The sequence below is a fragment of the Pseudomonas sp. 65/3-MNA-CIBAN-0223 genome, assembly GCF_040310425.1.
Lineage (GTDB): Bacteria > Pseudomonadota > Gammaproteobacteria > Pseudomonadales > Pseudomonadaceae > Aquipseudomonas > Aquipseudomonas gregormendelii.
Genome location: NZ_JBEOPV010000002.1, coordinates 251,898 through 271,872, shown reverse-complemented (window position 1 = coordinate 271,872; position 19,975 = coordinate 251,898). Strand labels below are relative to the sequence as shown.

The 19,975-nt window shown below is 62.0% G+C and carries 20 protein-coding genes; 18 read left to right on the top strand and 2 right to left on the bottom strand.

All coding sequences use genetic code 11. The features are described 5' to 3' along the window. Positions 1–5: 5 nt before the first annotated feature. From AAEZ09_RS02860 to AAEZ09_RS02780, 17 genes are read left to right on the top strand one after another with little or no spacing between them, the layout of a single operon-like run. Positions 6–260 (top strand): acyl carrier protein, encoded by a 255-nt coding sequence (locus AAEZ09_RS02860; RefSeq protein ID WP_045061913.1) that lies wholly within the window; start codon positions 6–8, stop codon positions 258–260. Then, positions 257–802, top strand: coding sequence for a COG4648 family protein (locus AAEZ09_RS02855; protein WP_350598064.1), 546 nt, complete (start codon positions 257–259; stop codon positions 800–802). Before AAEZ09_RS02860 ends, AAEZ09_RS02855 begins: the two co-directional genes overlap by 4 nt. After that, entirely contained in the window at positions 799–2,481 is a 1,683-nt protein-coding gene (locus AAEZ09_RS02850; protein ID WP_350598062.1) for an ApeI family dehydratase, read from the top strand. The genes AAEZ09_RS02855 and AAEZ09_RS02850 overlap by 4 nt, the downstream gene beginning before the upstream one ends. A 44-nt stretch (positions 2,482–2,525) precedes the next feature. Next, positions 2,526–3,260, top strand: coding sequence for a glycosyltransferase family 2 protein (locus AAEZ09_RS02845; RefSeq protein ID WP_350598060.1), 735 nt, complete (start codon positions 2,526–2,528; stop codon positions 3,258–3,260). After that, entirely contained in the window at positions 3,257–4,204 is a 948-nt protein-coding gene (locus tag AAEZ09_RS02840) for a lysophospholipid acyltransferase family protein (RefSeq protein WP_350598058.1), read from the top strand. Before AAEZ09_RS02845 ends, AAEZ09_RS02840 begins: the two co-directional genes overlap by 4 nt. After that, positions 4,185–5,729 carry an HAL/PAL/TAL family ammonia-lyase gene (locus AAEZ09_RS02835; RefSeq protein ID WP_045061918.1) on the top strand — a complete coding sequence of 515 codons (1,545 nt, stop codon included), beginning with the start codon at positions 4,185–4,187 and terminating at the stop codon, positions 5,727–5,729. Before AAEZ09_RS02840 ends, AAEZ09_RS02835 begins: the two co-directional genes overlap by 20 nt. Then, on the top strand, positions 5,722–6,147 hold the full coding sequence (locus AAEZ09_RS02830) for an acyl-CoA thioesterase (protein WP_045061919.1): 426 nt from the start codon (positions 5,722–5,724) through the stop codon (positions 6,145–6,147). Before AAEZ09_RS02835 ends, AAEZ09_RS02830 begins: the two co-directional genes overlap by 8 nt. After that, complete coding sequence (locus tag AAEZ09_RS02825; protein WP_045061920.1) at positions 6,144–6,755, top strand: outer membrane lipoprotein carrier protein LolA; 612 nt, start codon at positions 6,144–6,146, stop codon at positions 6,753–6,755. The genes AAEZ09_RS02830 and AAEZ09_RS02825 overlap by 4 nt, the downstream gene beginning before the upstream one ends. After that, entirely contained in the window at positions 6,739–9,081 is a 2,343-nt protein-coding gene (locus AAEZ09_RS02820; protein WP_350598055.1) for an MMPL family transporter, read from the top strand. Before AAEZ09_RS02825 ends, AAEZ09_RS02820 begins: the two co-directional genes overlap by 17 nt. Beyond that, complete coding sequence (locus AAEZ09_RS02815) at positions 9,078–10,238, top strand: cation:proton antiporter (RefSeq protein ID WP_350598053.1); 1,161 nt, start codon at positions 9,078–9,080, stop codon at positions 10,236–10,238. Before AAEZ09_RS02820 ends, AAEZ09_RS02815 begins: the two co-directional genes overlap by 4 nt. Further along, positions 10,225–11,472, top strand: coding sequence for an NAD(P)/FAD-dependent oxidoreductase (locus AAEZ09_RS02810; RefSeq protein WP_205893436.1), 1,248 nt, complete (start codon positions 10,225–10,227; stop codon positions 11,470–11,472). The genes AAEZ09_RS02815 and AAEZ09_RS02810 overlap by 14 nt, the downstream gene beginning before the upstream one ends. Beyond that, positions 11,469–12,194, top strand: coding sequence for a class I SAM-dependent methyltransferase (locus tag AAEZ09_RS02805; protein WP_122841498.1), 726 nt, complete (start codon positions 11,469–11,471; stop codon positions 12,192–12,194). Before AAEZ09_RS02810 ends, AAEZ09_RS02805 begins: the two co-directional genes overlap by 4 nt. After that, the gene (locus AAEZ09_RS02800; protein ID WP_082069244.1) at positions 12,194–12,781 is read left to right on the top strand and encodes a hypothetical protein; all 588 of its coding nucleotides are present in this window, start codon (positions 12,194–12,196) and stop codon (positions 12,779–12,781) included. The genes AAEZ09_RS02805 and AAEZ09_RS02800 overlap by 1 nt, the downstream gene beginning before the upstream one ends. Continuing rightward, complete coding sequence (locus tag AAEZ09_RS02795) at positions 12,778–13,974, top strand: beta-ketoacyl-[acyl-carrier-protein] synthase family protein (RefSeq protein WP_045061925.1); 1,197 nt, start codon at positions 12,778–12,780, stop codon at positions 13,972–13,974. Before AAEZ09_RS02800 ends, AAEZ09_RS02795 begins: the two co-directional genes overlap by 4 nt. After that, a complete protein-coding gene (locus AAEZ09_RS02790) occupies positions 13,971–14,435 on the top strand; it encodes a hotdog family protein (protein WP_045061926.1) in 465 nt (154 codons plus the stop codon). The genes AAEZ09_RS02795 and AAEZ09_RS02790 overlap by 4 nt, the downstream gene beginning before the upstream one ends. Beyond that, positions 14,428–15,156: a 3-oxoacyl-ACP reductase FabG gene (gene fabG / locus AAEZ09_RS02785; RefSeq protein WP_045061927.1), complete on the top strand. Its 729-nt coding sequence runs from the start codon at positions 14,428–14,430 to the stop codon at positions 15,154–15,156. The genes AAEZ09_RS02790 and fabG overlap by 8 nt, the downstream gene beginning before the upstream one ends. Then, positions 15,156–16,382: a beta-ketoacyl-ACP synthase gene (locus AAEZ09_RS02780; RefSeq protein ID WP_350598048.1), complete on the top strand. Its 1,227-nt coding sequence runs from the start codon at positions 15,156–15,158 to the stop codon at positions 16,380–16,382. Before fabG ends, AAEZ09_RS02780 begins: the two co-directional genes overlap by 1 nt. Positions 16,383–16,448: 66 nt before the next feature. On the opposite strand, the gene AAEZ09_RS02775 is transcribed toward AAEZ09_RS02780, so the two are convergent. After that, complete coding sequence (locus AAEZ09_RS02775) at positions 16,449–17,351, bottom strand: LysR family transcriptional regulator (RefSeq protein ID WP_201149584.1); 903 nt, start codon at positions 17,349–17,351, stop codon at positions 16,449–16,451. A gap of 119 nt (positions 17,352–17,470) precedes the next feature. Between AAEZ09_RS02775 and AAEZ09_RS02770 the strand changes: the two genes are divergently transcribed. Further along, the gene (locus AAEZ09_RS02770) at positions 17,471–18,745 is read left to right on the top strand and encodes an MFS transporter (protein ID WP_045061930.1); all 1,275 of its coding nucleotides are present in this window, start codon (positions 17,471–17,473) and stop codon (positions 18,743–18,745) included. A gap of 123 nt (positions 18,746–18,868) precedes the next feature. Here AAEZ09_RS02770 and hemE read toward each other — a convergent pair whose 3' ends face one another. Continuing rightward, the gene (hemE, locus tag AAEZ09_RS02765) at positions 18,869–19,936 is read right to left on the bottom strand and encodes a uroporphyrinogen decarboxylase (protein ID WP_045061931.1); all 1,068 of its coding nucleotides are present in this window, start codon (positions 19,934–19,936) and stop codon (positions 18,869–18,871) included. Positions 19,937–19,975 lie beyond the last annotated feature (39 nt).

Here is a 19,975-nt window from a genome sequence, read left to right as displayed (position 1 = left end):
GGACCATGCAAACTCGTGACGACATTTTCAACACCCTGCGCGATGCCTTGGTCGAACTCTTCGAACTGGACCCTGAACGCGTGAAGCTCGAATCCAATCTTTATCAGGATCTGGAGATCGACAGTATTGACGCCGTGGACCTGATCGATCACATCAAACGTCAGACCGGCAAGAAAATCGCCGCCGAGGAGTTCAAAACGGTACGTACCGTCAGTGACGTGGTCGAAGCGGTCTACCGCCTGGTTCAACCGGCCGCATGAGGCGACTGATCGGCCTCGGCCTGCTGCTGGCGGGCCTGCTGTACCCCTTCGCGGTGTATTTCGGCATGGAACACTTTGCCCCTTGGCAGTTTGGCCTGCTGTTGGGAAGCCTCTGGCTGGGGCGAGCGCTGCTCGGCCCGCGCAAACCCGGCAGCTTGTGGATGGCCGTGACCGCGATCATTTTTTGCCTGCTGCTGGCATTGTTCGACAGCCCAGTGTTGTTGCGCTGGTATCCGGTGCTCATCAGCGGGTTCATGCTCGGTTTGTTTGGCCTGAGCCTGAAATACGGTCCGCCTGTAGTCGAGCGCCTGGCACGGTTGCGTGAGCCGCAACTGCCGCCCCGGGCCATTGTTTATACCCGCCAGGTGACGATCGCCTGGAGTGTGTTTTTTCTCTGTAACGGCTTGCTGGCGACAGCCCTGACCCTTTGGGCGCCGCTGAGCTGGTGGATGTTGTACACCGGCCTGATCTCCTATGGATTGATGGGCCTGATGTTTGCCATTGAATGGCTGATACGACAACGGGTACGAGGCCACCCATGAACTGGATAAAACTTGAGCAACTGCTGCTCAAGGCTCAACCGGAGCGCGCCGTGACGGCCGGGCCGGTGCTGACCCACGCCCAGCTGTGCGAACGCGCACTGCGCCTGGCTGCCGGCCTCGAAAGCCAGGGCATACGGCGCGTTGCCGTGCACCTGGAAGACGCCGCCGACCTGGCCGTCGCCCTGCTTGGCGCCTGGCGCGCCGGCGCCAGCGTGCTACTTCCGGCCGACCTGCAACCCGTTACCCGGCAACGCTGGTCCGCGGAAGTCGACCTGTGGTTGACCGACCTGGCCGACGACGCACATCTGGAGGATTACCGGGGCGCGCCCCTGGGCGCAGTCGAGCTCGACCTGGACCAATGCCAACTCAGCCTGTGCACGTCAGGCTCCAGTGGCGAGCCCAAGCGCATCGACAAAACCCTGGGCCAGCTGGCCAATGAAGTGCAGGCCCTGGAGGCCCTGTGGGGTGCCGACCTTGGCCAGGCCCGCATCATCGGCAGCGTCGCCACCCAGCACATCTATGGGTTGCTTTTCCGAGTGCTGTGGCCGCTGTGCGCCGGTCGGCCGTTCGTGCGCAAACAGCTGGCGTTTCCCGAAGATCTGCAGCGCGCCAGCCGCGAGTGCCCGACATTCGCCTGGGTCGCCAGCCCGGCGCTGCTCAAGCGCATGGGCGACAACCTTGACTGGCCCGCCCTGAGTGCAGTTCGCCGGGTGTTTTCTTCTGGTGGCGCCTTGCCGGCCGAAGCGGCGCGAAGCCTGCACCAGCGCCTGCAACAATGGCCGACGGAAATCCTCGGCAGCTCGGAAACCGGCGGTATTGCCTGGCGCCAGGCCGATGAGCCCTGGCAGCCATTTGCCGACGTTGAACTGGCGCTGGACAGTGACGGTGCGTTGCTTGTCAGCTCTCCGTACATGCCCCCAGGCCATGTTGAACATACCGCCGATGCCGCGCAAATTGCCGCCGACGGCCGTTTTGAGCTACAGGGGCGGCTGGACCGAATCGTCAAACTGGAAGAAAAACGTATCTCGCTTCCAATGCTCGAACAGGCGTTGAGCACCCATGAGTGGGTGGCTGAAGCACGCATGGGTGTGGTGCAGGAAAACCGCGCGTCGCTGGGCGCGCTGCTGGTCTTGAGCGAGTCAGGCATGCACGCGTTGCGCAATCAGGGCCGGCGCACCGTTACCGAGGAGCTGCGCCAGCACCTGGGCCAGCACTGCGAAACCCTGGCTTTGCCGCGACGCTGGCGTTTTCTGCGACAACTGCCGTTCAACAGCCAGGGCAAGCTTGCGCAAGCGGATGTCGAGGGGTTATTGCTGGCTGCTCGGCCGAAATTGCCGGAAGTACTGCAACAGATCGAAAACGATGGCGAGTGGAGCCTGCAATTGGCGGTGCCACCGGACCTGGCGTTCTTCAGCGGCCATTTCCCCAAGGCGCCGGTGTTGCCCGGTGTGGTGCAGGTCGATTGGGCCCTCGCCCTGGGCCAACGATTGATCAACCTGCCGGAAAAATTCGCCGGTATGGAAGTCCTGAAATTCCAGCAATTGGTGCGCCCGGGGGATCAGGTCCAGTTGCACCTGCGTTTTGATCCGGTGCGCGGCAAGCTGTATTTCGCTTATCGCAATGAAACCGCGACCTGTTCCAGTGGGCGGATTCTGCTGGAGGCGGCGAGCGATGCTTGATTCTGGCAAGTGCTGCGCACTCAATCGCCCAGGGGGATGTGCTCATGCATAAACCTTGCGCCGTCATCCCGGTCTACAACCACGAAACCGCGATTACCACCGTGGTCGAGGCGGTACTTGGCAGCGGTCTTCCCTGCATCCTGGTGGACGATGCCAGCGCCCCGTCCTGTGCAAAAGTGCTCGATCGCCTGGCGCTGCGCGAAAAGGTATTCCTGATTCGCCTCGCCGCCAACCAGGGCAAGGGCGGTGCGGTCATGACCGGTCTGCGCGAAGCCGCGCGCCTGGGGTTCACTCACGCATTGCAGGTGGATGCCGACGGCCAGCACGACCTGCAGGACATCGGCACCTTCATCGAGCAGTCTCGCGCCCACCCCGAAGCGATTATCTGCGGGTACCCGCAATACGACGCAAGCGTCCCCAAGGGCCGCCTGTATGCCCGCTACCTGACCCACGTGATGGTCTGGATCAACACACTGTCGCTGCAGATTCGCGACTCGATGTGCGGCTTTCGCGTGTATCCGTTGCCGCCCGTACTGGACTTGATCGACTCGGCGAAAATCGGCAAGCGCATGGATTTCGACTCGGACATCCTGGTGCGCCTGGCCTGGCGCAATCAACCGATGCTGTGGCGGCCTACACGGGTTCATTATCCGCTGGATGGCGTTTCACACTTTCGCCTGCTCCACGACAACGTACTGATTTCGAGCATGCACACGCGGCTGTTTTTCGGCATGTTGTTGCGCGCGCCGGCGATGCTCTGGCAGCGGTGGCGCACATGAGCAGCAACTCCAACAAGGCGCACTGGGCCGACCGTGAGGAGCGCGGCAGTTTCTGGCTGATGAAGCTCACGGCATTCGGTGCCCGGGTGCTGGGTCGGCGCCTGTTGAGCCCACTGTTGTATGGCATCGTCCTGTACTTTTTCCTCTTTGGTCGAAGCGCTCGCCGCAGCGCCTGGCAATACCAGCAACGGCTTGCCGACTGGAGCGGGCGCAGCGACTTGCGCCCTACCCACTGGCGCGTCTTCGGCCAATTCATGGCATTTGCCGACTCGATGCTCGACAAACTCGACGTCTGGAACGGCAAGCTGAGCATCGAGCAGATCGAAATCATCGACCCCGCCCTGCTGCGCGATCAATTGCGTGGCTCCCGCGGCCAGATGCTGGTGGGTGCGCACCTGGGCAATCTCGAGGTGTGCCGCGCCTTGGCGGAGATCGGCGAAAAGGTCACCATGAACGTGCTGGTGCACACCAAGCATGCCGAGCAGTTCAACCGACTGCTGGGCGAAGCCGGCGCGACCAACTTGCGCCTGATTCAGGTGAGCGAGCTGGACCCGGTGATCATGCTGCAACTGCACGAGCGTCTGGAACGTGGCGAGTGGCTGGCAATTGCCGGCGATCGTGTCCCACTGCATGGCGGGCGTAGCGTCACGGTGGACTTTCTCGGCCATCAGGCCGCATTTCCGCAGGGCCCATGGCTGCTGGCTGGCCTGCTCAAATGCCCGGTAAACCTGTTGTTGTGCCTGAAGAAGCCAACGGGCGATTATCGACTGACACTCGAGCCGTTCACCGATGCCGTGACCTGGAAACGCAGCGAGCGCGAACAGGTCATTCATCAGTGGGCGAGCCGCTACGCCGAACGCTTGGGTCACTATTGCCTCGAAGCACCACAACAATGGTTCAACTTTTACCCTTTCTGGAAGACCGATGACGACGCCAACGCTTGAGCCGGTAACCTTCGGCGAACTCCCCCTGCGTATTGAAGATGTGCGGGCCCTGGCCAACCGCCAGGTGCCTGTGCAGTTGCAAGGCGACGCCCTGTTTCGCCAGCGCATCGCCAAAGGCCCGCAGTTCCTGGATTCTCTGCTGGACAAGGAAGGGGTGATTTACGGCGTGACTACCGGCTATGGCGACTCCTGCGTAGTCGCGGTGCCGCTGCATCACGTCGAGGCGCTGCCTCGTCACCTGTACACATTCCACGGTTGCGGCCTGGGCAAGTTACTCGACGCCCAGGCGACCCGCGCCGTGCTCGCTGCACGCCTGCAGTCGCTGTGCCAGGGTGTGTCGGGGGTTCGCGTGGAACTGCTGGAGCGCCTCCAGGCCTTCCTTGCACACGACATCCTGCCGCTGATACCGGAGGAAGGCTCGGTGGGCGCCAGCGGCGACCTGACACCGTTGTCGTATGTCGCCGCGACGTTGTCCGGCGAGCGCGAAGTCATGTTTGGTGGCGAACGCCGGCCAGCGGCCGACGTCCATCGCGAACTGGGCTGGGAACCCCTGGTGCTCAGGCCCAAGGAAGCCCTGGCATTGATGAACGGTACCGCCGTCATGACGGGCCTCGCCTGCCTGGCCTACGCGCGAGCCGATTACCTGCTGCAACTGGCCACCCGCATCACCGCAATGAACGTGGTGGCGCTGCAAGGCAATCCGGAACACTTCGACGAACGCCTGTTCGCCGCGAAACCCCATCCGGGGCAGACGCAGGTCGCTGCATGGCTGCGCAAGGACCTGGCTATCGACGCTCCCACCGCACCGCTGCATCGCCTGCAGGATCGCTATTCCCTGCGGTGTGCGCCCCACGTGCTAGGCGTATTGGCCGATAGCCTGAACTGGTTGCGCTCGTTCATCGAAATAGAACTCAACAGCGCCAACGACAATCCGATCATCGACGCTGAAGCCGAGCGGGTACTGCACGGCGGTCATTTCTACGGCGGCCACATCGCCTTTGCGATGGATAGCCTGAAGACCCTGGTTGCCAACGTCGCCGACCTGCTCGATCGTCAGCTCGCACTGTTGGTCGACGAGCGCTACAACCATGGCTTGCCGAGCAATCTGTCGGGTGCCACGGCTGATCGGGCGATGCTCAATCACGGCTTCAAGGCGGTGCAGATCGGTACGAGCGCGTGGACTGCGGAAGCCCTGAAGAACACCATGCCGGCCAGCGTCTTTTCCCGCTCCACCGAGTGCCACAATCAGGACAAGGTGAGCATGGGCACCATCGCTGCACGGGATGCGATTCGCGTGCTGGAGCTGACCGAACAAGTGGCTGCCGCGACGCTGCTGGCCGCCAACCAGGGCGTCTGGTTACGCAGTAAAGCCGAGGACGCGCGTACATTGCCGCCGGCACTTGCCGCCATGCACGCGCAGCTGGCTGAAGATTTCCCGCCGGTCATCGAAGACCGGGCCCTGGAGAGCGAGTTGCGCCTGTGCCTGCAGCGTATCGCCGAACAACACTGGAGGCTGCATGCGTAGCAAGGGTGTGCTTCACATCGATACGCAAATCCTCGTGCCGTTCTTCGACGTCGACACCATGCACGTCGTCTGGCACGGCCATTACATCAAATACCTGGAAGTCGCCCGCTGTGCGTTGCTGGACCGAATCGGCCACAACTACAGCGCCATGGTCGAGTCGGGCTACGCCTGGCCGGTGATCGACCTGCAGCTGCGGTATGTACGTGGCGCGGTGTTCGGTCAGAAGCTCAACGTCCGGGCGAACCTGGTGGAATGGGAGAACCGGTTGAAGATCAACTACCTGATCACCGACCTGGAAACCGGCGAACGCCTGACCCGCGCTGTATCCGTGCAGGTCGCCGTCGATATGAGCAATCGCGAAATGCAACTGGCTTCACCCAAGATCTTTACCGATGCAGTGGAAAAGGTGCTCGAATGAACTGGCGGACAACCTGCTGCAAATTTCTGGTGGCAGGCGTCATGCTGCTGGGTACTTCACTGGCCCAGGCTTTTGATCTGCAGCAGCTCAGCGATCAACTGGGCAAACCTGACGTGATCCACGGCAGTTTCATCCAGGAAAAACACCTGCGCGCCCTGCCCCAGCCGCTGACCAGCAAGGGCACATTCGTCCTGGCGAAAAACCACGGCCTGCTCTGGCTGCTCAGAACACCGCTGCAGCAGGATTATCGGATCACCGCCAAGGGCATCGCCCGGCGCGAAGGTAACGGCTGGCAAATGCTGCCGGGCAAAAGCGCCGGAGCCGAGCAGAACCGTTTGTTCCTCGCGGTGCTGCAAGGTGACAGCAGCGGGCTGCAACGAGACTTCGACCTGTCGCTCAGTGGCGATGCACAGGACTGGAAGTTGACCCTGATCCCGCGTTCGCTGCTGTTAAAGCAGGTGTTCAACCAGATCAACATTGCCGGGGCCGAGTTGGTGCACAGTATCGAACTGCTTGAAACCCAGGGCGACAGCACCCTTTTACGCATGCAGGACAGTACCGCCGCGCAACCGTTGAGCGACTCGGAGCAACATGACTTTGCCGAGTGAACGCAGGCTCCCGCAGATTTTCCTGATCCTGCTACTGGTGGTACTGGCGCTGGCCGGTTGGCAATGGCGTAACGGCCCACCGCTGTCGGCCAACCTGATGGAGCTGGTACCAGGCACGGCACCGGATGCACTGGAGTCACGCGCCGAGCAGCGCATGCAGGAACCGTTGAACCGCGAGATGCTGGTGCTGGTCGGCCACGCTGATCGCCTACAGGCCGTGGCCATGGCGCAGCAACTCGGCGAGCAATGGCAAGCCAGCGGCCTGTTCGAAAAGGTCCAGTGGAACCTGCAAGCCGACTTGCCGGCGCTGCGCACCCAGCTGCTGGAGGGTCGCCTGGCGATGCTCTCGGTCGAAGATCGCCAGCAGTTGATCGAGCACCCCGAAGCGTTCATCCAGCAGCGCGTGCAAGGCCTCTTCGACCCCTTCACCGGTTTCAGTCTGGTACCCAGCCAGGAAGACTGGCTAGGGTTAACCGGACGCATCCAGAACAGCCAGCCCCAACACGGCGCCGTACAACTGGACATCGGCAGCGGTGCGCTGGTGGCTGATACTGACGGCATAAGCTGGGTGCTGCTGCGCGCGCGCACCACCGGCAATGCATTCGACATGAAGCTGCCCCTGCAGGTCGCCGAACTGCTCCAAAGCAGCCGTGCCGAAGCCGCCCAGGCCAAGGTACAACTGTTGGCGGCCAGCGGCCTGCTCTATGCCGCAAACGGCCAGCAGCAAGCCACCCGCGAAATGACCTGGGTCGGCGGCGGCGCCACGATCGGCATTCTATTATTGCTACTGCTGGCCTTCCGGCGCTGGCGCGTCTTGCTCGCCTTTGTCCCGGTGCTGGTGGGCATGCTCTTCGGTGCGGTGGCCTGCGTCGCCCTGTTCGGCCATATGCATGTGATGACGCTGGTGCTCGGTTCGAGCCTGATCGGCGTGGCGGTCGACTACCCGCTGCATTACCTGTCCAAAAGCTGGAGCCTGAACCCCTGGCGCAGCTGGCCAGCCCTGCGCCTGACCTTGCCCGGCCTGACCCTGAGCCTGATCACCAGTTGCATCGGTTACCTCGCCCTGGCCTGGACTCCGTTTCCAGCGCTGACCCAGATCGCGGTGTTCTCCGCAGCGGGTCTGATCGGCGCCTACTTGTGCGCGGTATGCCTGCTACCGGCATTGCTGAAGGGTGTGCAATTGCGCCCTGCACAATGGCCGTTAAGGGTTTGCGAAAGCTTGCTGCTGTGCCGCGAAGCACTGATCAAGCGGGCAAGCACCCCGGTATTGCTGGCAGTGCTGGTCGCCTTCTGCGTCGCCGGCCTGCTGCAGCTCGACAGCAAGAACGATATCCGCCAATGGGTCGGCGCGCCCCAGCAGCTGACGGACGAAGCCCAGACCATTGCCCGGATCACCGGCTATCAGCCCACCAGCCAGTTCTTCCTGGTGCGCGCGGCCGATCAGCAGCAATTGCTCGAACGCCAGAACGCGCTGAGCGAGCGACTCGATCAACTGGTCAACCTGGAGAAACTCCAGGGTTACCTGTCCCTCAATCAACTGGTCAGCCCGCCCAGCGAACAGGTACAGGTTCGCGAAGCGCTGAACAAACTGGCGCAACACTGGCAGCCGTTGCTTGATCTCGGCGTGCCGGTGGCAGCACTGCAAGCCGAACTCGAGAGCTTGCGCGCGTTGCCGATCCAGGATGTCGACACGGCGCTACGCGGCCCGCTGGCAGAGCCCTATCGTGCCCTGTGGCTGGGTTCGACCGATGACGGAGGCGTAGCGGCGATGGTCAGCCTGCAAGGCTTGAATAACCCCGCGCTGCTGCAGGTTCAGGCCCTGGACCTGCCGGGTGTGGAGCTGGTCGATCGCCTGGGTGAATTGAACAGCGTCTTCGCCGCGACCCAGATCAACGCCGCCGAGTTGAAACTGGCCTCCTGCGTGCTGATCGTGCTGGTGCTGATCCTGCCGTTCGGCCTTGGCGGCGCCTTGCGCATTGTCACTCTGCCGCTGCTGGCCGCGCTGTGCAGCCTGGCCGGTCTGGGCTGGCTGGGGCAGCCGCTGACATTGTTCAGCCTGTTTGGCCTGCTATTGGTCACCGCCATCAGCGTCGACTACGCGATCCTCATGCGCGAGCAGGTCGGGGGGGCGGCAGTGAGCCTGCTGGGCACCTTGCTGGCGGCGCTGACCACTTGGCTGTCATTCGGTCTGCTGGCCGTGTCGAGCACGCCTGCGGTGAGCAACTTCGGCCTGTCCGTGAGCCTGGGGCTGGTGTTCAGTTTCATGCTGGCGCCGTGGGCTGGCCGCCAGAGTCATGCGGTTGAAACGGCGGAGTCGGTGGCATGATGATCGCCCTGTTCTGGATTCTGGCCCTGAGTCTGTTTGCCCTGGCGACCTACGTCGGGCGCCGCTTTGGCCTGATCCCTATTGTCAGCCAGTTGCTGCTGGCCACCATCGGTTTGCCGCTGTTGATGTACTTCTGGATCGAGCCCGGCTGGCAATTGAGTGGCGCCCAGCTTATCTCGCCGGCCTGGCTGAAAAACCTCTACAGCCTGAGTTTTGCCCTGTTACTGGGGCATATCCTCAGTGACGTCATCGACCTGCGTCTGGACCGCCAGAGCCTGAAAATTGCCCTGCCGAGTTTCTGCATTCCCTTCGCTTGCGGACTGGCTACTGCGGTATGGCTGTTGCCCGCGCAGCCCTGGATCAGCTCGCTGGCAGTCGGCCTGCTGTTCGCCATCACCGCAATTCCCGTGTTGTACCTGTACTTGCGACACATCAACTACCCGAGCGCTGCGACGCGACGCCTGGTGCAGACCGCCATCCTGATCGACCTCACGTGCTGGACCCTGTTCGCCATCGCCCAGGGCAGCCTGCACTTGAGCAGTCTGCTGCTGCCATTGGCAGGAGCCTGCCTGCCGTTACTGCTGAGCCTGCTCGGCATGCGCCAACCGTTGTTGCACAGCGGCTGTTTCTTCGCGCTGCTGGTGGTTGCCGAACACTTCAAGCTCAATGCACTGATTCTCGGCATCGGCTACCTGCTGTGCATGGCGGCCTTGAAAGTGCCATTAGTCCTGCCGCTGCCGGCGGCCTGGATGAGTCGGTTGCAGACGAACATCGCGATCCCGCTCATTCTCACGTTCGGCATCGTGCAAATCGACGTCCATAGCGCCATGGCCAGCCTTGGCTGGGGGCAGCTGGCAGCGTTGCTGGTGTTGCCGATAGCCAGCAAATTGCTGGGCAACTGGCTGGGCCTGGGCTGGGCCGGTGCTTCGTTTGAAGGCGCCAGTCGCTGGCGGGAAAGTGTTCTGCTGAATATTCGCGGTTTGAGCGAGATCGTCTTTCTCAACCTGCTGCTGCAACAACATCTCATCAGCCCGGCGCTGTATTTTGCGCTGATGCTGATGGGACTGATCGCGACATTGCTGCCGGCACTGGTCGGCATGCACCGAATCCCCATGAACATCGCCGCCCCGGCAAGGAACCCCCATGCCAACAGTTGAAACGGAACGTCGCCAGGTGGTTGTCATCGGCGCAGGCCCTTCGGGTGCCATCGCCGCCGCTTTGCTTAAACGCAAAGGGCATGATGTGCTGATGATCGAGCGTCAGCATTTCCCGAGGTTTTCCATTGGCGAAAGCCTGCTGTCCCACTGTCTGGACTTCGTCGAGGAAGCGGGCATGCTCGATGCAGTAAACGCCGCCGGTTTCCAACTGAAAACCGGGGCGGCCTTCGCCTGGGGCGAGCAGTACAGCGCGTTCGACTTTGGCGACACCTTCAGCAACGGCAAACCGACCACCTTCCAGGTGCTGCGCGCCGATTTCGACAAGCTGCTGGCGGACCAGGCAGCGCTGCAAGGCGTCGAAATCCGCTACGGTGAAACCATCGTCAGCGTGGTGGCCGACCCGGCAAAACCTCAGCTCGGCGTGCTGCGCGAAGATGGCAGCGAGTACCGCATAGAAGCCCAATTCATACTCGATGCCAGCGGCTACGGGCGGGTCCTGCCGCGCCTGCTCGACCTCGAAGCGCCGTCGAACTTTCCGGTGCGCCAGGCCGTGTTCACCCATGTCGAAGACCATATCGACAATCCGGCCTTCGATCGCAGCAAAATCCTCGTCACCACCCATCCAACCCAGCGCGATATCTGGTTCTGGACCATCCCGTTCAGCAATGGCCGGTGCTCTGTGGGCGTGGTCGCGGCGGCGGAACATTTCGCGGGGCGCGCAGACAATCTGGACGACTGCCTGCGTGGTTTTATCGCCGAAACCCCAAGCCTGTCGGCCGTGCTCGACAACGCAGTCTGGGACACCCCCGCGCGCACCATCGGTGGTTATTCGGCCAACGTCAAATCCCTGCACGGGCCCGGCTTCGCGCTGCTGGGTAACGCCGCCGAATTCCTGGACCCGGTGTTTTCCTCCGGCGTGACCATTGCCATGCGCTCGGCGAGCATGGCCGCTGCGGTACTGCATCGCCAACTGCAGGGTGAAAATGTCGACTGGGAAAGCGACTTTGCCGTCCCGCTCAAGCGTGGCGTCGATACGTTTCGCTGCTACGTGGAAGGCTGGTACGCCGGAACCTTCCAGGACGTGATCTACCATCCGGGCAGTTCACCGGACATTCGCCGCATGATCAGCGCGATCCTCGCCGGTTATGCCTGGGACGAACGCAACCCGTTCGTGGCCGAACCCAAACGCCGGCTGCGGATGCTCTCGGAACTGTGCGCAAGGGACGCCACATGAGTTTCCTGAGCGACAATTACGTCGAGGAAACCCGCTTCGGTTTCTGGTTCCTGCGCAGCCACACCTGGCAGCACCACGTGTTGCGGGTGGCGATCAATGACCTGCGAAGCCTGTTCAGCGAACCACCACCCGCTCATCCCGTGCTGCTCGATGCCGGTTGTGGCCAGGGTAAGTCGTTCCAGCTGTTGCACCAGACCTTTGCACCGCAACGCCTTACAGGACTGGATGCCGACCCTCACAGTCTCGAACTCAGCCGTGAAGAAGCCGCTCGCCAGTGCATAGAAGTGGAATTGATCGGCAGTGACTGCGCGAGCATTCAACTGCCGGACGCCAGTGTCGACCTGTTGTTCTGTCACCAGACGTTCCATCACCTGGTAGAGCAGGACCTGGCCCTGGCCGAGTTCTATCGAGTATTGAAACCTGGAGGGTACCTGCTGTTCGCCGAATCCACCGAGGCTTACATTGATACCTGGGTGATTCGCTGGTTGTTTCGCCATCCCATGCATGTGCAAAAAAGTGCCGCCGGGTATCTGCAGATGATTCGCCAACAGGGTTTCGAGTTCGGCCCGCAGAACGTGTCCTACCCATACCTGTGGTGGAGTCGCGCCAGGGATTTCGGCCTGCTGGAGCGCCTGGGCCTGCAACGGCCAAAAGCCGTTGGTGAGCGGGAAGAAACCCTGGTCAATGTGGTGGCGCGCAAACCGCTTGAAGGTGCCGTTTGATGAGTATTTTCAACGCCGCGCAATCCTGCAGGAGTGAGCCTGCTCGCGATAGCGAGGGGTCAGGCAACTGGATTGTTGATTACTTCGCCGCCATCGCGAGCAGGCTCGTTCCCGCATTTTTGCTGCTCGGTACAGTGCTGCTGAGCGCCTGCACCAGCCGCGCGCCGCTGCCCGAGCAAACGCCTGACCTGCCGCTGCCCATGCAACTGCATATCCAGCGCCTGCAAGCCGACCAGCGCCTGGACTGGGTACTGGTGATCCAGCGCGAAGGGCCGGGCATTCGCTGGTCGCTGATGGACCTGCTGGGCATTCCCCAAGCCCGGCAGAAACTGGTCGACGGCGCATGGCACGCCGACGGCCTGCTGCCACCCAATGCCGAAGCGCGGGAACTGTTCGCCGCGTTGCTGTTTGCGCTGACCCCCAGGGATCAATTGCAAGGCAACTATCCGACCGCCTGGCAACACGGTACGCAACGGTCATTGCCCGAGCGTTGGGACGTGCGCTACAGGCAATCGCAAAACTTCGATCTGACCCTACCCAAAGGTCCGAAATACCAGGTCACGCCCCTGAGCGGGGACACGCCATGACGGCCTATTTAAACGCCCTGGGGGTGATTTGCGCCCTGGGCCGGGGCAAGGAGGAGGTCAGCCGCAACCTGTTTGCCGGCGACTGCTCCGGAATGCGCGACGAAGCCGGCTGGATTGTCGATCGTACGGTGCCGGTGGCGGCTGTGCGCGGCGACCTCGTGGCCATCCCTGTCGAACTGTCGGAGCAAGCCAGCCGCAACAATCAGCTGCTGCTGGAAGCCGCCCTGCAGATTCGCGAGGACATTGACCAGGCGATTGCGACCTACGGCCGCCATCGCATTGGCGTGGTCCTGGGCACCAGCACTTCAGGCATAGACGAAGCCAGCCGCGGCCTGGCCCATTACATTCGCGAGGAGGTGTTTCCCGCTGACTACAACTACCAGCAACAGGAACTCGGGGCGCCGGCGAATTTCCTCGCCGACTGGCTGCAAACCAGCGGTCCGGCCTATGTCATCTCTACCGCGTGCACCTCAAGTGCCCGGGCGCTGATGAGCGCCCAGCGCCTGTTGAACATGGGGTTGTGCGATGCGGTGCTGTGCGGCGGAGTCGACAGCCTGTGCAAACTGACCCTCAACGGTTTCTCGGCGCTGGAGGCCGTGTCCGGTCAGCGCTGCAACCCGTTTTCAGTCAATCGCAACGGCATCAACATCGGCGAAGCGGCCGTACTGTTCCTGATGACCAGACAGCCCGGCGGCAGCCCGTCGATTGCGCTGCTGGGCAGCGGTGCGAGTTCCGATGCACACCATATTTCCGCGCCGGAACCGGCTGGCCGCGGCGCCCTGCAGGCCATGCGCAAGGCCCTGGATCGTGCGAATCTGCAACCGTCCCAGATTGCCTACCTGAACCTGCACGGCACGGCCACACAACATAATGATTCGATGGAAAGCCTGGCGGTGACAACCCTGTTCCCGGATGGGGTGCCCTGCTCGTCGACCAAACCGCTGACCGGCCACACCCTCGGCGCAGCGGGCGCCCTGGAAGCTGCGTTCTGCTGGCTGAGCCTGTGCAAGGACAATCTGCAGCACGCCATGGCGCCGCATGTCTGGGATGGTCAACCCGACCCTGACCTGCCACCTCTGAACTGGGTGACCAGGACGGATCGCCTGTCGTCCATTGCACCGCGCTACCTGATGAGCAATTCCTTCGCTTTCGGTGGCAATAACGTCAGCCTGATAATAGGAGACGCACCATGATCGACTGGCCGCTCGCCGAACTGCTGCCGCACGCTGGCGACATGATCCTGATCGAACAGATCCTGTCGTTCGATGATGAGCAGATCCACACCCGCCTGGAGGTCAGGCCTGAAGGCCTGTTCAGCCGCCCCGACGGCAGCTTGCCGGCCTGGGTCGGCATCGAGCTGATGGCCCAGAGCGTCGCCGCCTATGCCGGCTGTCACGCCCGCCAGCGCGGCGACGCGGTCGCGCTGGGTTTCCTGCTCGGCACCCGCAAGTTCGAATGCAATGTGGAACACTTCCCGGTCGGCACCGAGCTGACCATACACGGGCTGCGCTCACTGGAAGATGAGAACGGCATGGGTGTATTCGAATGTCATATCAATGCCCCCGGCATCCACGCCACCGCTCGTCTGAACGTGTTCCGCCCGCCTCAGGCCGCGCAATATCTTGATGAATCAAAGGAGTCCAGTCATGACTGAATCCATACTGGTCACCGGTTCCAGCCGTGGTATCGGGCGCGCCATTGCCCTGCGTCTGGCCCAGGCCGGCCATGACATCGTGCTGCATTGCCGCAGTGGCCTGGCGGAAGCTGGCGCGGTCAAGAAAGAGGTCGAAGCCTTGGGGCGAAAAGCCCGCATACTGCAATTCGATGTGTCCGACCGCGCCAGCTGCAGGGTCATCCTTGAAGCGGACGTAGAAACCCACGGTGCCTATTACGGCGTGGTGCTCAACGCCGGACTGACCCGCGACGGTGCTTTTCCGGCGCTGAGCGAGGATGATTGGGATGTGGTGATGCGTACCAACCTGGACGGTTTCTACAATGTGCTGCACCCGGTGATGATGCCAATGATCCGCCGCCGTGCGGCCGGGCGCATTGTGTGCATTACCTCGGTATCGGGACTGATCGGCAACCGTGGCCAGGTCAACTACAGCGCTTCCAAGGCGGGTTTGATCGGCGCGGCGAAAGCCCTGGCGATCGAGCTGGGCAAACGCAAGATCACCGTCAACTGTGTCGCACCCGGTCTGATCGACACGGCGATGCTCGATGAAAACGTGCCGGTGGAAGAACTGATGAAGATGATCCCCGCACAGCGCATGGGCACCCCAGAAGAGGTGGCCGGCGCGGTGAATTTCCTGATGTCGGCGGAAGCGTCGTACATCACCCGCCAGGTTCTGGCCGTCAATGGAGGCCTGTGCTGATGAAGCGCGTCGTCGTCACCGGCATGGCCGGTATCACCTCATTGGGCAGCGACTGGGAAACCATAGCCGGCAACTTCGCGGCCAACCGCAGCGGCATCCGCCGGATGGACGAGTGGGACCGGTTTACCGAGCTCAACACCCGTCTGGCCGGGCCCATCGATGACTTCAAGGTGCCCGCCCACTGGACCCGCAAGCAACTGCGCAGCATGGGCCGGGTATCGCGCCTGGCGGTAGGTGCCGCGGAGCAGGCTCTGGCCGATGCCGGGTTGCTGGGCGATGCATCGATCAAGGACGGACGCATGGGCGTGGCGTGCGGCTCGTCCACTGGCAGCACCGACGAAATCAAAGCGTTCGGCAATATGCTGCTCAACTCGGTGGCCGAGGGGCTCAACGCCAATTCCTACGTGCGCATGATGCCGCACACCACGGCGGCGAACATCAGCATCTTCTTCGGCCTCACAGGACGCCTGATCCCCACGTCCAGCGCCTGCACCAGCGGCAGCCAGGGCATTGGCTACGCCTACGAATCGATCAAGTTCGGCCGCCTGCCGCTGATGCTTGCCGGCGGTGCCGAAGAGCTGTGCCCCACCGAAGCCATGGTCTTCGACGCGCTCTACGCCACCAGCCTGAAAAACGACGCCCCGCAGACCACGCCGCGCCCTTACGACAAGGGCCGCGACGGCCTGGTGATTGGTGAAGGCAGCGGCATGCTGGTGCTCGAAGAACTGGAACACGCACTGGCCCGCGGCGCGCGCATTCACGCCGAACTGGTCGGCTTTGGCAGCAACGCAGACGGTCAGCACACCACCCGTCCGGAGCAGGTCACCATGCGCCGGGCCATGGAACTGGCGTTGGAAGACGCGGGCCTGCAGCCTTCCAACATCGGCTACGTGAACGGCCACGGCACTGCCACGGAACAAGGCGACATCGCCGAGACCCTGGCGACCAGCGCGCTGTTTGGCGAGCACATGCCTATCAGTTCGCAGAAGAGTTTCCTTGGCCACACCCTCGGCGCCTGTGGCGCACTGGAGTCGTGGTTCAGCATCGAAATGATGAACAGCGACCTGTATGCCCACACCTTCAATCTGGACGACATCGACCCGCACTGCGGCAAGCTCGATTACCTGCGCGGCGAATTTCGGCAGATGAGTAATCAGTATGTGATGAACAATAATTTTGCGTTTGGCGGGGTGAATACTTCGCTGATTTTTCGGCGCTGGTCTTGAAACACATAAAGATCAAAAAATCGCAGCCTTCGGCAGCTCCTACGGGGTGAACACGAGCCAAAGCAGTCACGCTTGCAGCGGCTCGACTTTCCTCGTCAACAACTCCACAAACGCCCGCGCCATCGGCGATTTCTGGTCCTTGCGCTGCACCAGCCACACCGCCGACACCGCCGCCGGATCGAGCAAGGGCCGGTACACGACTCCGTCAATCCGCATCCGCTGATAAGACGCCGGCAGCACCGAAACGCCCAACCCTGCGGCCACCAACCCGATAATGGTCATCGCCTCGCCGGCCTCCTGGGCGAAGTGCGGACTGAAACCGGAGTCGCGGGCCAGGCTCAGCAGTTGCGCGTAAAGGCCGCTGCCATAGCTGCGCGGGAAAAACACGAAAGGTTCGAGGGCCAAGGCTGACAGGAACAACCCCTCCTCGCTGCCGTTCACCAGCGGATGTTTGGAGCTGAGTACCGCTACCAGCGGTTCACTCATCAGCTCGACCACGCTGAGGGAATCCGGCAGCCCCAGCGGGCGCATGATGCCGACTTCAATCGACTCATCAACCAGCGCATCGGCCACCTGGGTACTGCTCATTTCCCGAAGGTTCAAATGCACCGCCGGGAAGCGCTGGCGGAACGCGAAAATTGCCTGGGGGATGGTCGAGTTGAATGGCGCCGATGAGGTAAAGCCGATTTTCAGCTCCCCCAGTTCGCCCAGTTGCGCCCGACGGGCAACGTCGGCGGCTTTGTCGACCTGCGCCAGCACCAGCCGCGCTTCCTGCAGGAACAGCCGGCCCGCCTCGCTAAGCTCGACCCGACGATTGGTACGCTCAAACAACCGCGCCCCTACCTCTTGCTCCAGTGCCTGAATCTGCTGGCTCAAGGGCGGTTGCGAGATGCCCAGCACCTGTGCGGCGCGGCCGAAGTGCAGTTCTTCAGCGACGGCAATGAAGTAACGAAGGTGACGCAATTCCATGAAAACCTCATTAGGTCGCAAAAGCTCTTAAACAGGTCGAATAATATATTGGATTGAATCATTAGGCAGCTATATGCTTTTTTCATTGCCTGACCGGCTGCCCGCTCCCGAGGTCCGAAGTGAAAACTGTTGTTGCGCCACTCGCCCATGAAGTCCCACCTTGCGCAGTGGATGATGTCGCTGCCGAGCTCAAGGAGATTTACATCGAGAAAGGCACGCCGATGTTCATTCGCACAGTGCTGGCGTTGTTCTGCGGTGGCTTTGCGACGTTCGCCCTGCTGTATTGCGTGCAACCGATGATGCCGCTGCTGTCCCATGAATATTCGATCAATGCAGCCCAGAGCAGCCTGATTCTCTCGGTGGCCACTGGCATGCTCGCCATCGGCCTGCTGATCACCGGGCCCATTTCCGATCGGGTCGGACGCAAGCCGGTGATGGTCGCCGCGCTATTGGCAGCGGCGCTGTGCACCATCGCCAGCTCGATGATGCCAAGCTGGCACGGCGTGTTGCTGATGCGCGCGCTGATCGGCTTGTCATTGAGTGGCCTGGCCGCGGTGGCCATGACTTATCTGAGCGAAGAGATCCACCCGCAGCACATCGGACTCGCCATGGGGCTGTACATCGGCGGCAATGCGATTGGCGGGATGAGCGGACGCCTGATCACCGGGGTGTTGATCGACTTCGTCAGCTGGCATACCGCAATGCTGGTCATCGGGGGCCTGGCGCTGATTGCAGCGGCAGTGTTCTGGAAAATACTTCCGGAATCACGCAACTTCCGTCCACGCTCGCTGCACCCACGCAGCCTGGTCGACGGTTTCACCATGCATTTTCGTGACGCCGGTTTGCCGCTGCTGTTTCTTGAGGCCTTTGTGCTGATGGGGGCCTTTGTCACCTTGTTCAACTACATCGGCTATCGGCTGCTGGCCGAGCCGTACCACATGGAACAAGCCTTCGTCGGGCTGCTGTCGGTGGTGTACCTGTCGGGGATCTACAGTTCGGCAAAAATAGGTTCGCTGGCCGACAAACTGGGGCGCCGCAAAGTGCTCTGGTCGACCATCGTATTGATGATCGGCGGCCTCGCCCTGACGATGTTCACGTCACTGCCGGTGGTGATCATCGGCATGCTGATCTTCACCTTCGGCTTCTTCGGCGCGCATTCGGTCGCGAGCAGCTGGATTGGCCGACGCGCAACCAGGGCCAAGGGCCAGGCGTCGTCGCTGTACCTGTTCAGCTATTACGCCGGGTCGAGCATTGCCGGGACGGCGGGCGGTGTGTTCTGGCACCTGGGTGGCTGGAACGGGATCGGGTTGTTCGTGGGTACCTTGCTGGTGATTGCGCTGCTGGTGGCATTGAAGTTGGCGAAATTGCCGCCGCTGGGTGGTGTTAAAGCTTAAAAGCAGAAGATCGCAGCCTTCGGCAGCTCCTACAGTATGGGAGCTGCCGCAGGCTGCGATCTTTTGATCGTGTTCCAAACAAAAACGCCCGGCACGAGCCGGGCGTTTTCTATTGGGCGACGACTACTCGTGATACTGCGCCGACAACTCATGCACCGCGCGCAGGAACGCGCCGGCGTGTTCCGGATTGACCTCCGGTGTAATGCCATGGCCGAGATTGAATACGTGCCCGCTGCCCTTGCCGTAGCTGGCGAGAATCCGCCCGACTTCGGTACGAATGGCTTCAGGATTGGCGTAGAGCACGGTAGGGTCCATGTTGCCCTGCAGCGCAACTTTGCCGCCGACACGATCACGGGCACTGCCGATGTCACAGGTCCAGTCCAGACCCAACGCATCAGCGCCGGCATCGGCGATGCTTTCAAGCCACAGCCCCCCGCCCTTGGTGAACAGGATGACTGGCACCTTGCGACCTTCGTGTTCGCGGATCAGGCCGCTGACGATCTTGCGCATGTAGGCCAGGGAGAACTCCTGGTAAGCCGCCGCCGAGAGGTTCCCGCCCCAGCTATCGAAGATCTGCACCGCCTGGGCACCGGCCATGATCTGGCCGTTGAGGTAGCTGGTGACCGACTGAGCCAGCTTGTCCAGTAACAGGTGCAAGGCTTGCGGATTGTCGTAGAGCATGGTTTTGGTCTTGCGGTAGTCTTTCGACGAGCCGCCTTCGACCATGTAGGTGGCCAGGGTCCATGGGCTGCCAGAGAAACCGATCAGCGGCACACGACCGTTCAGTTCGCGGCGGATGGTGCTGACCGCATCCATGACGTAGCCGAGGTCTTTATGCGGATCAGGAATCGGCAGGGCTTCGATGTCGGCCAGGGTGCTGACGACTTTCTTGAAGCGCGGACCTTCGCCCGTCTCGAAGTACAGGCCCTGGCCCATGGCGTCAGGAATGGTCAGGATGTCGGAGAACAGGATCGCCGCGTCCAGTTGCGGATAGCGGTCGAGCGGCTGCATGGTGACTTCGCAAGCGAACTCCGGGTTCATGCACAGGCTCATGAAATCACCGGCCTTGGCACGGCTGGCGCGGTATTCCGGCAAGTAGCGACCGGCCTGACGCATCATCCACACAGGCGTGACGTCTACGGGTTGCTTGAGCAGGGCGCGAAGGAAACGGTCGTTCTTCAGGGCAGTCATGTCGGCATCCGGAAAAAAAGTGCGGGCATTTTCTCAGAG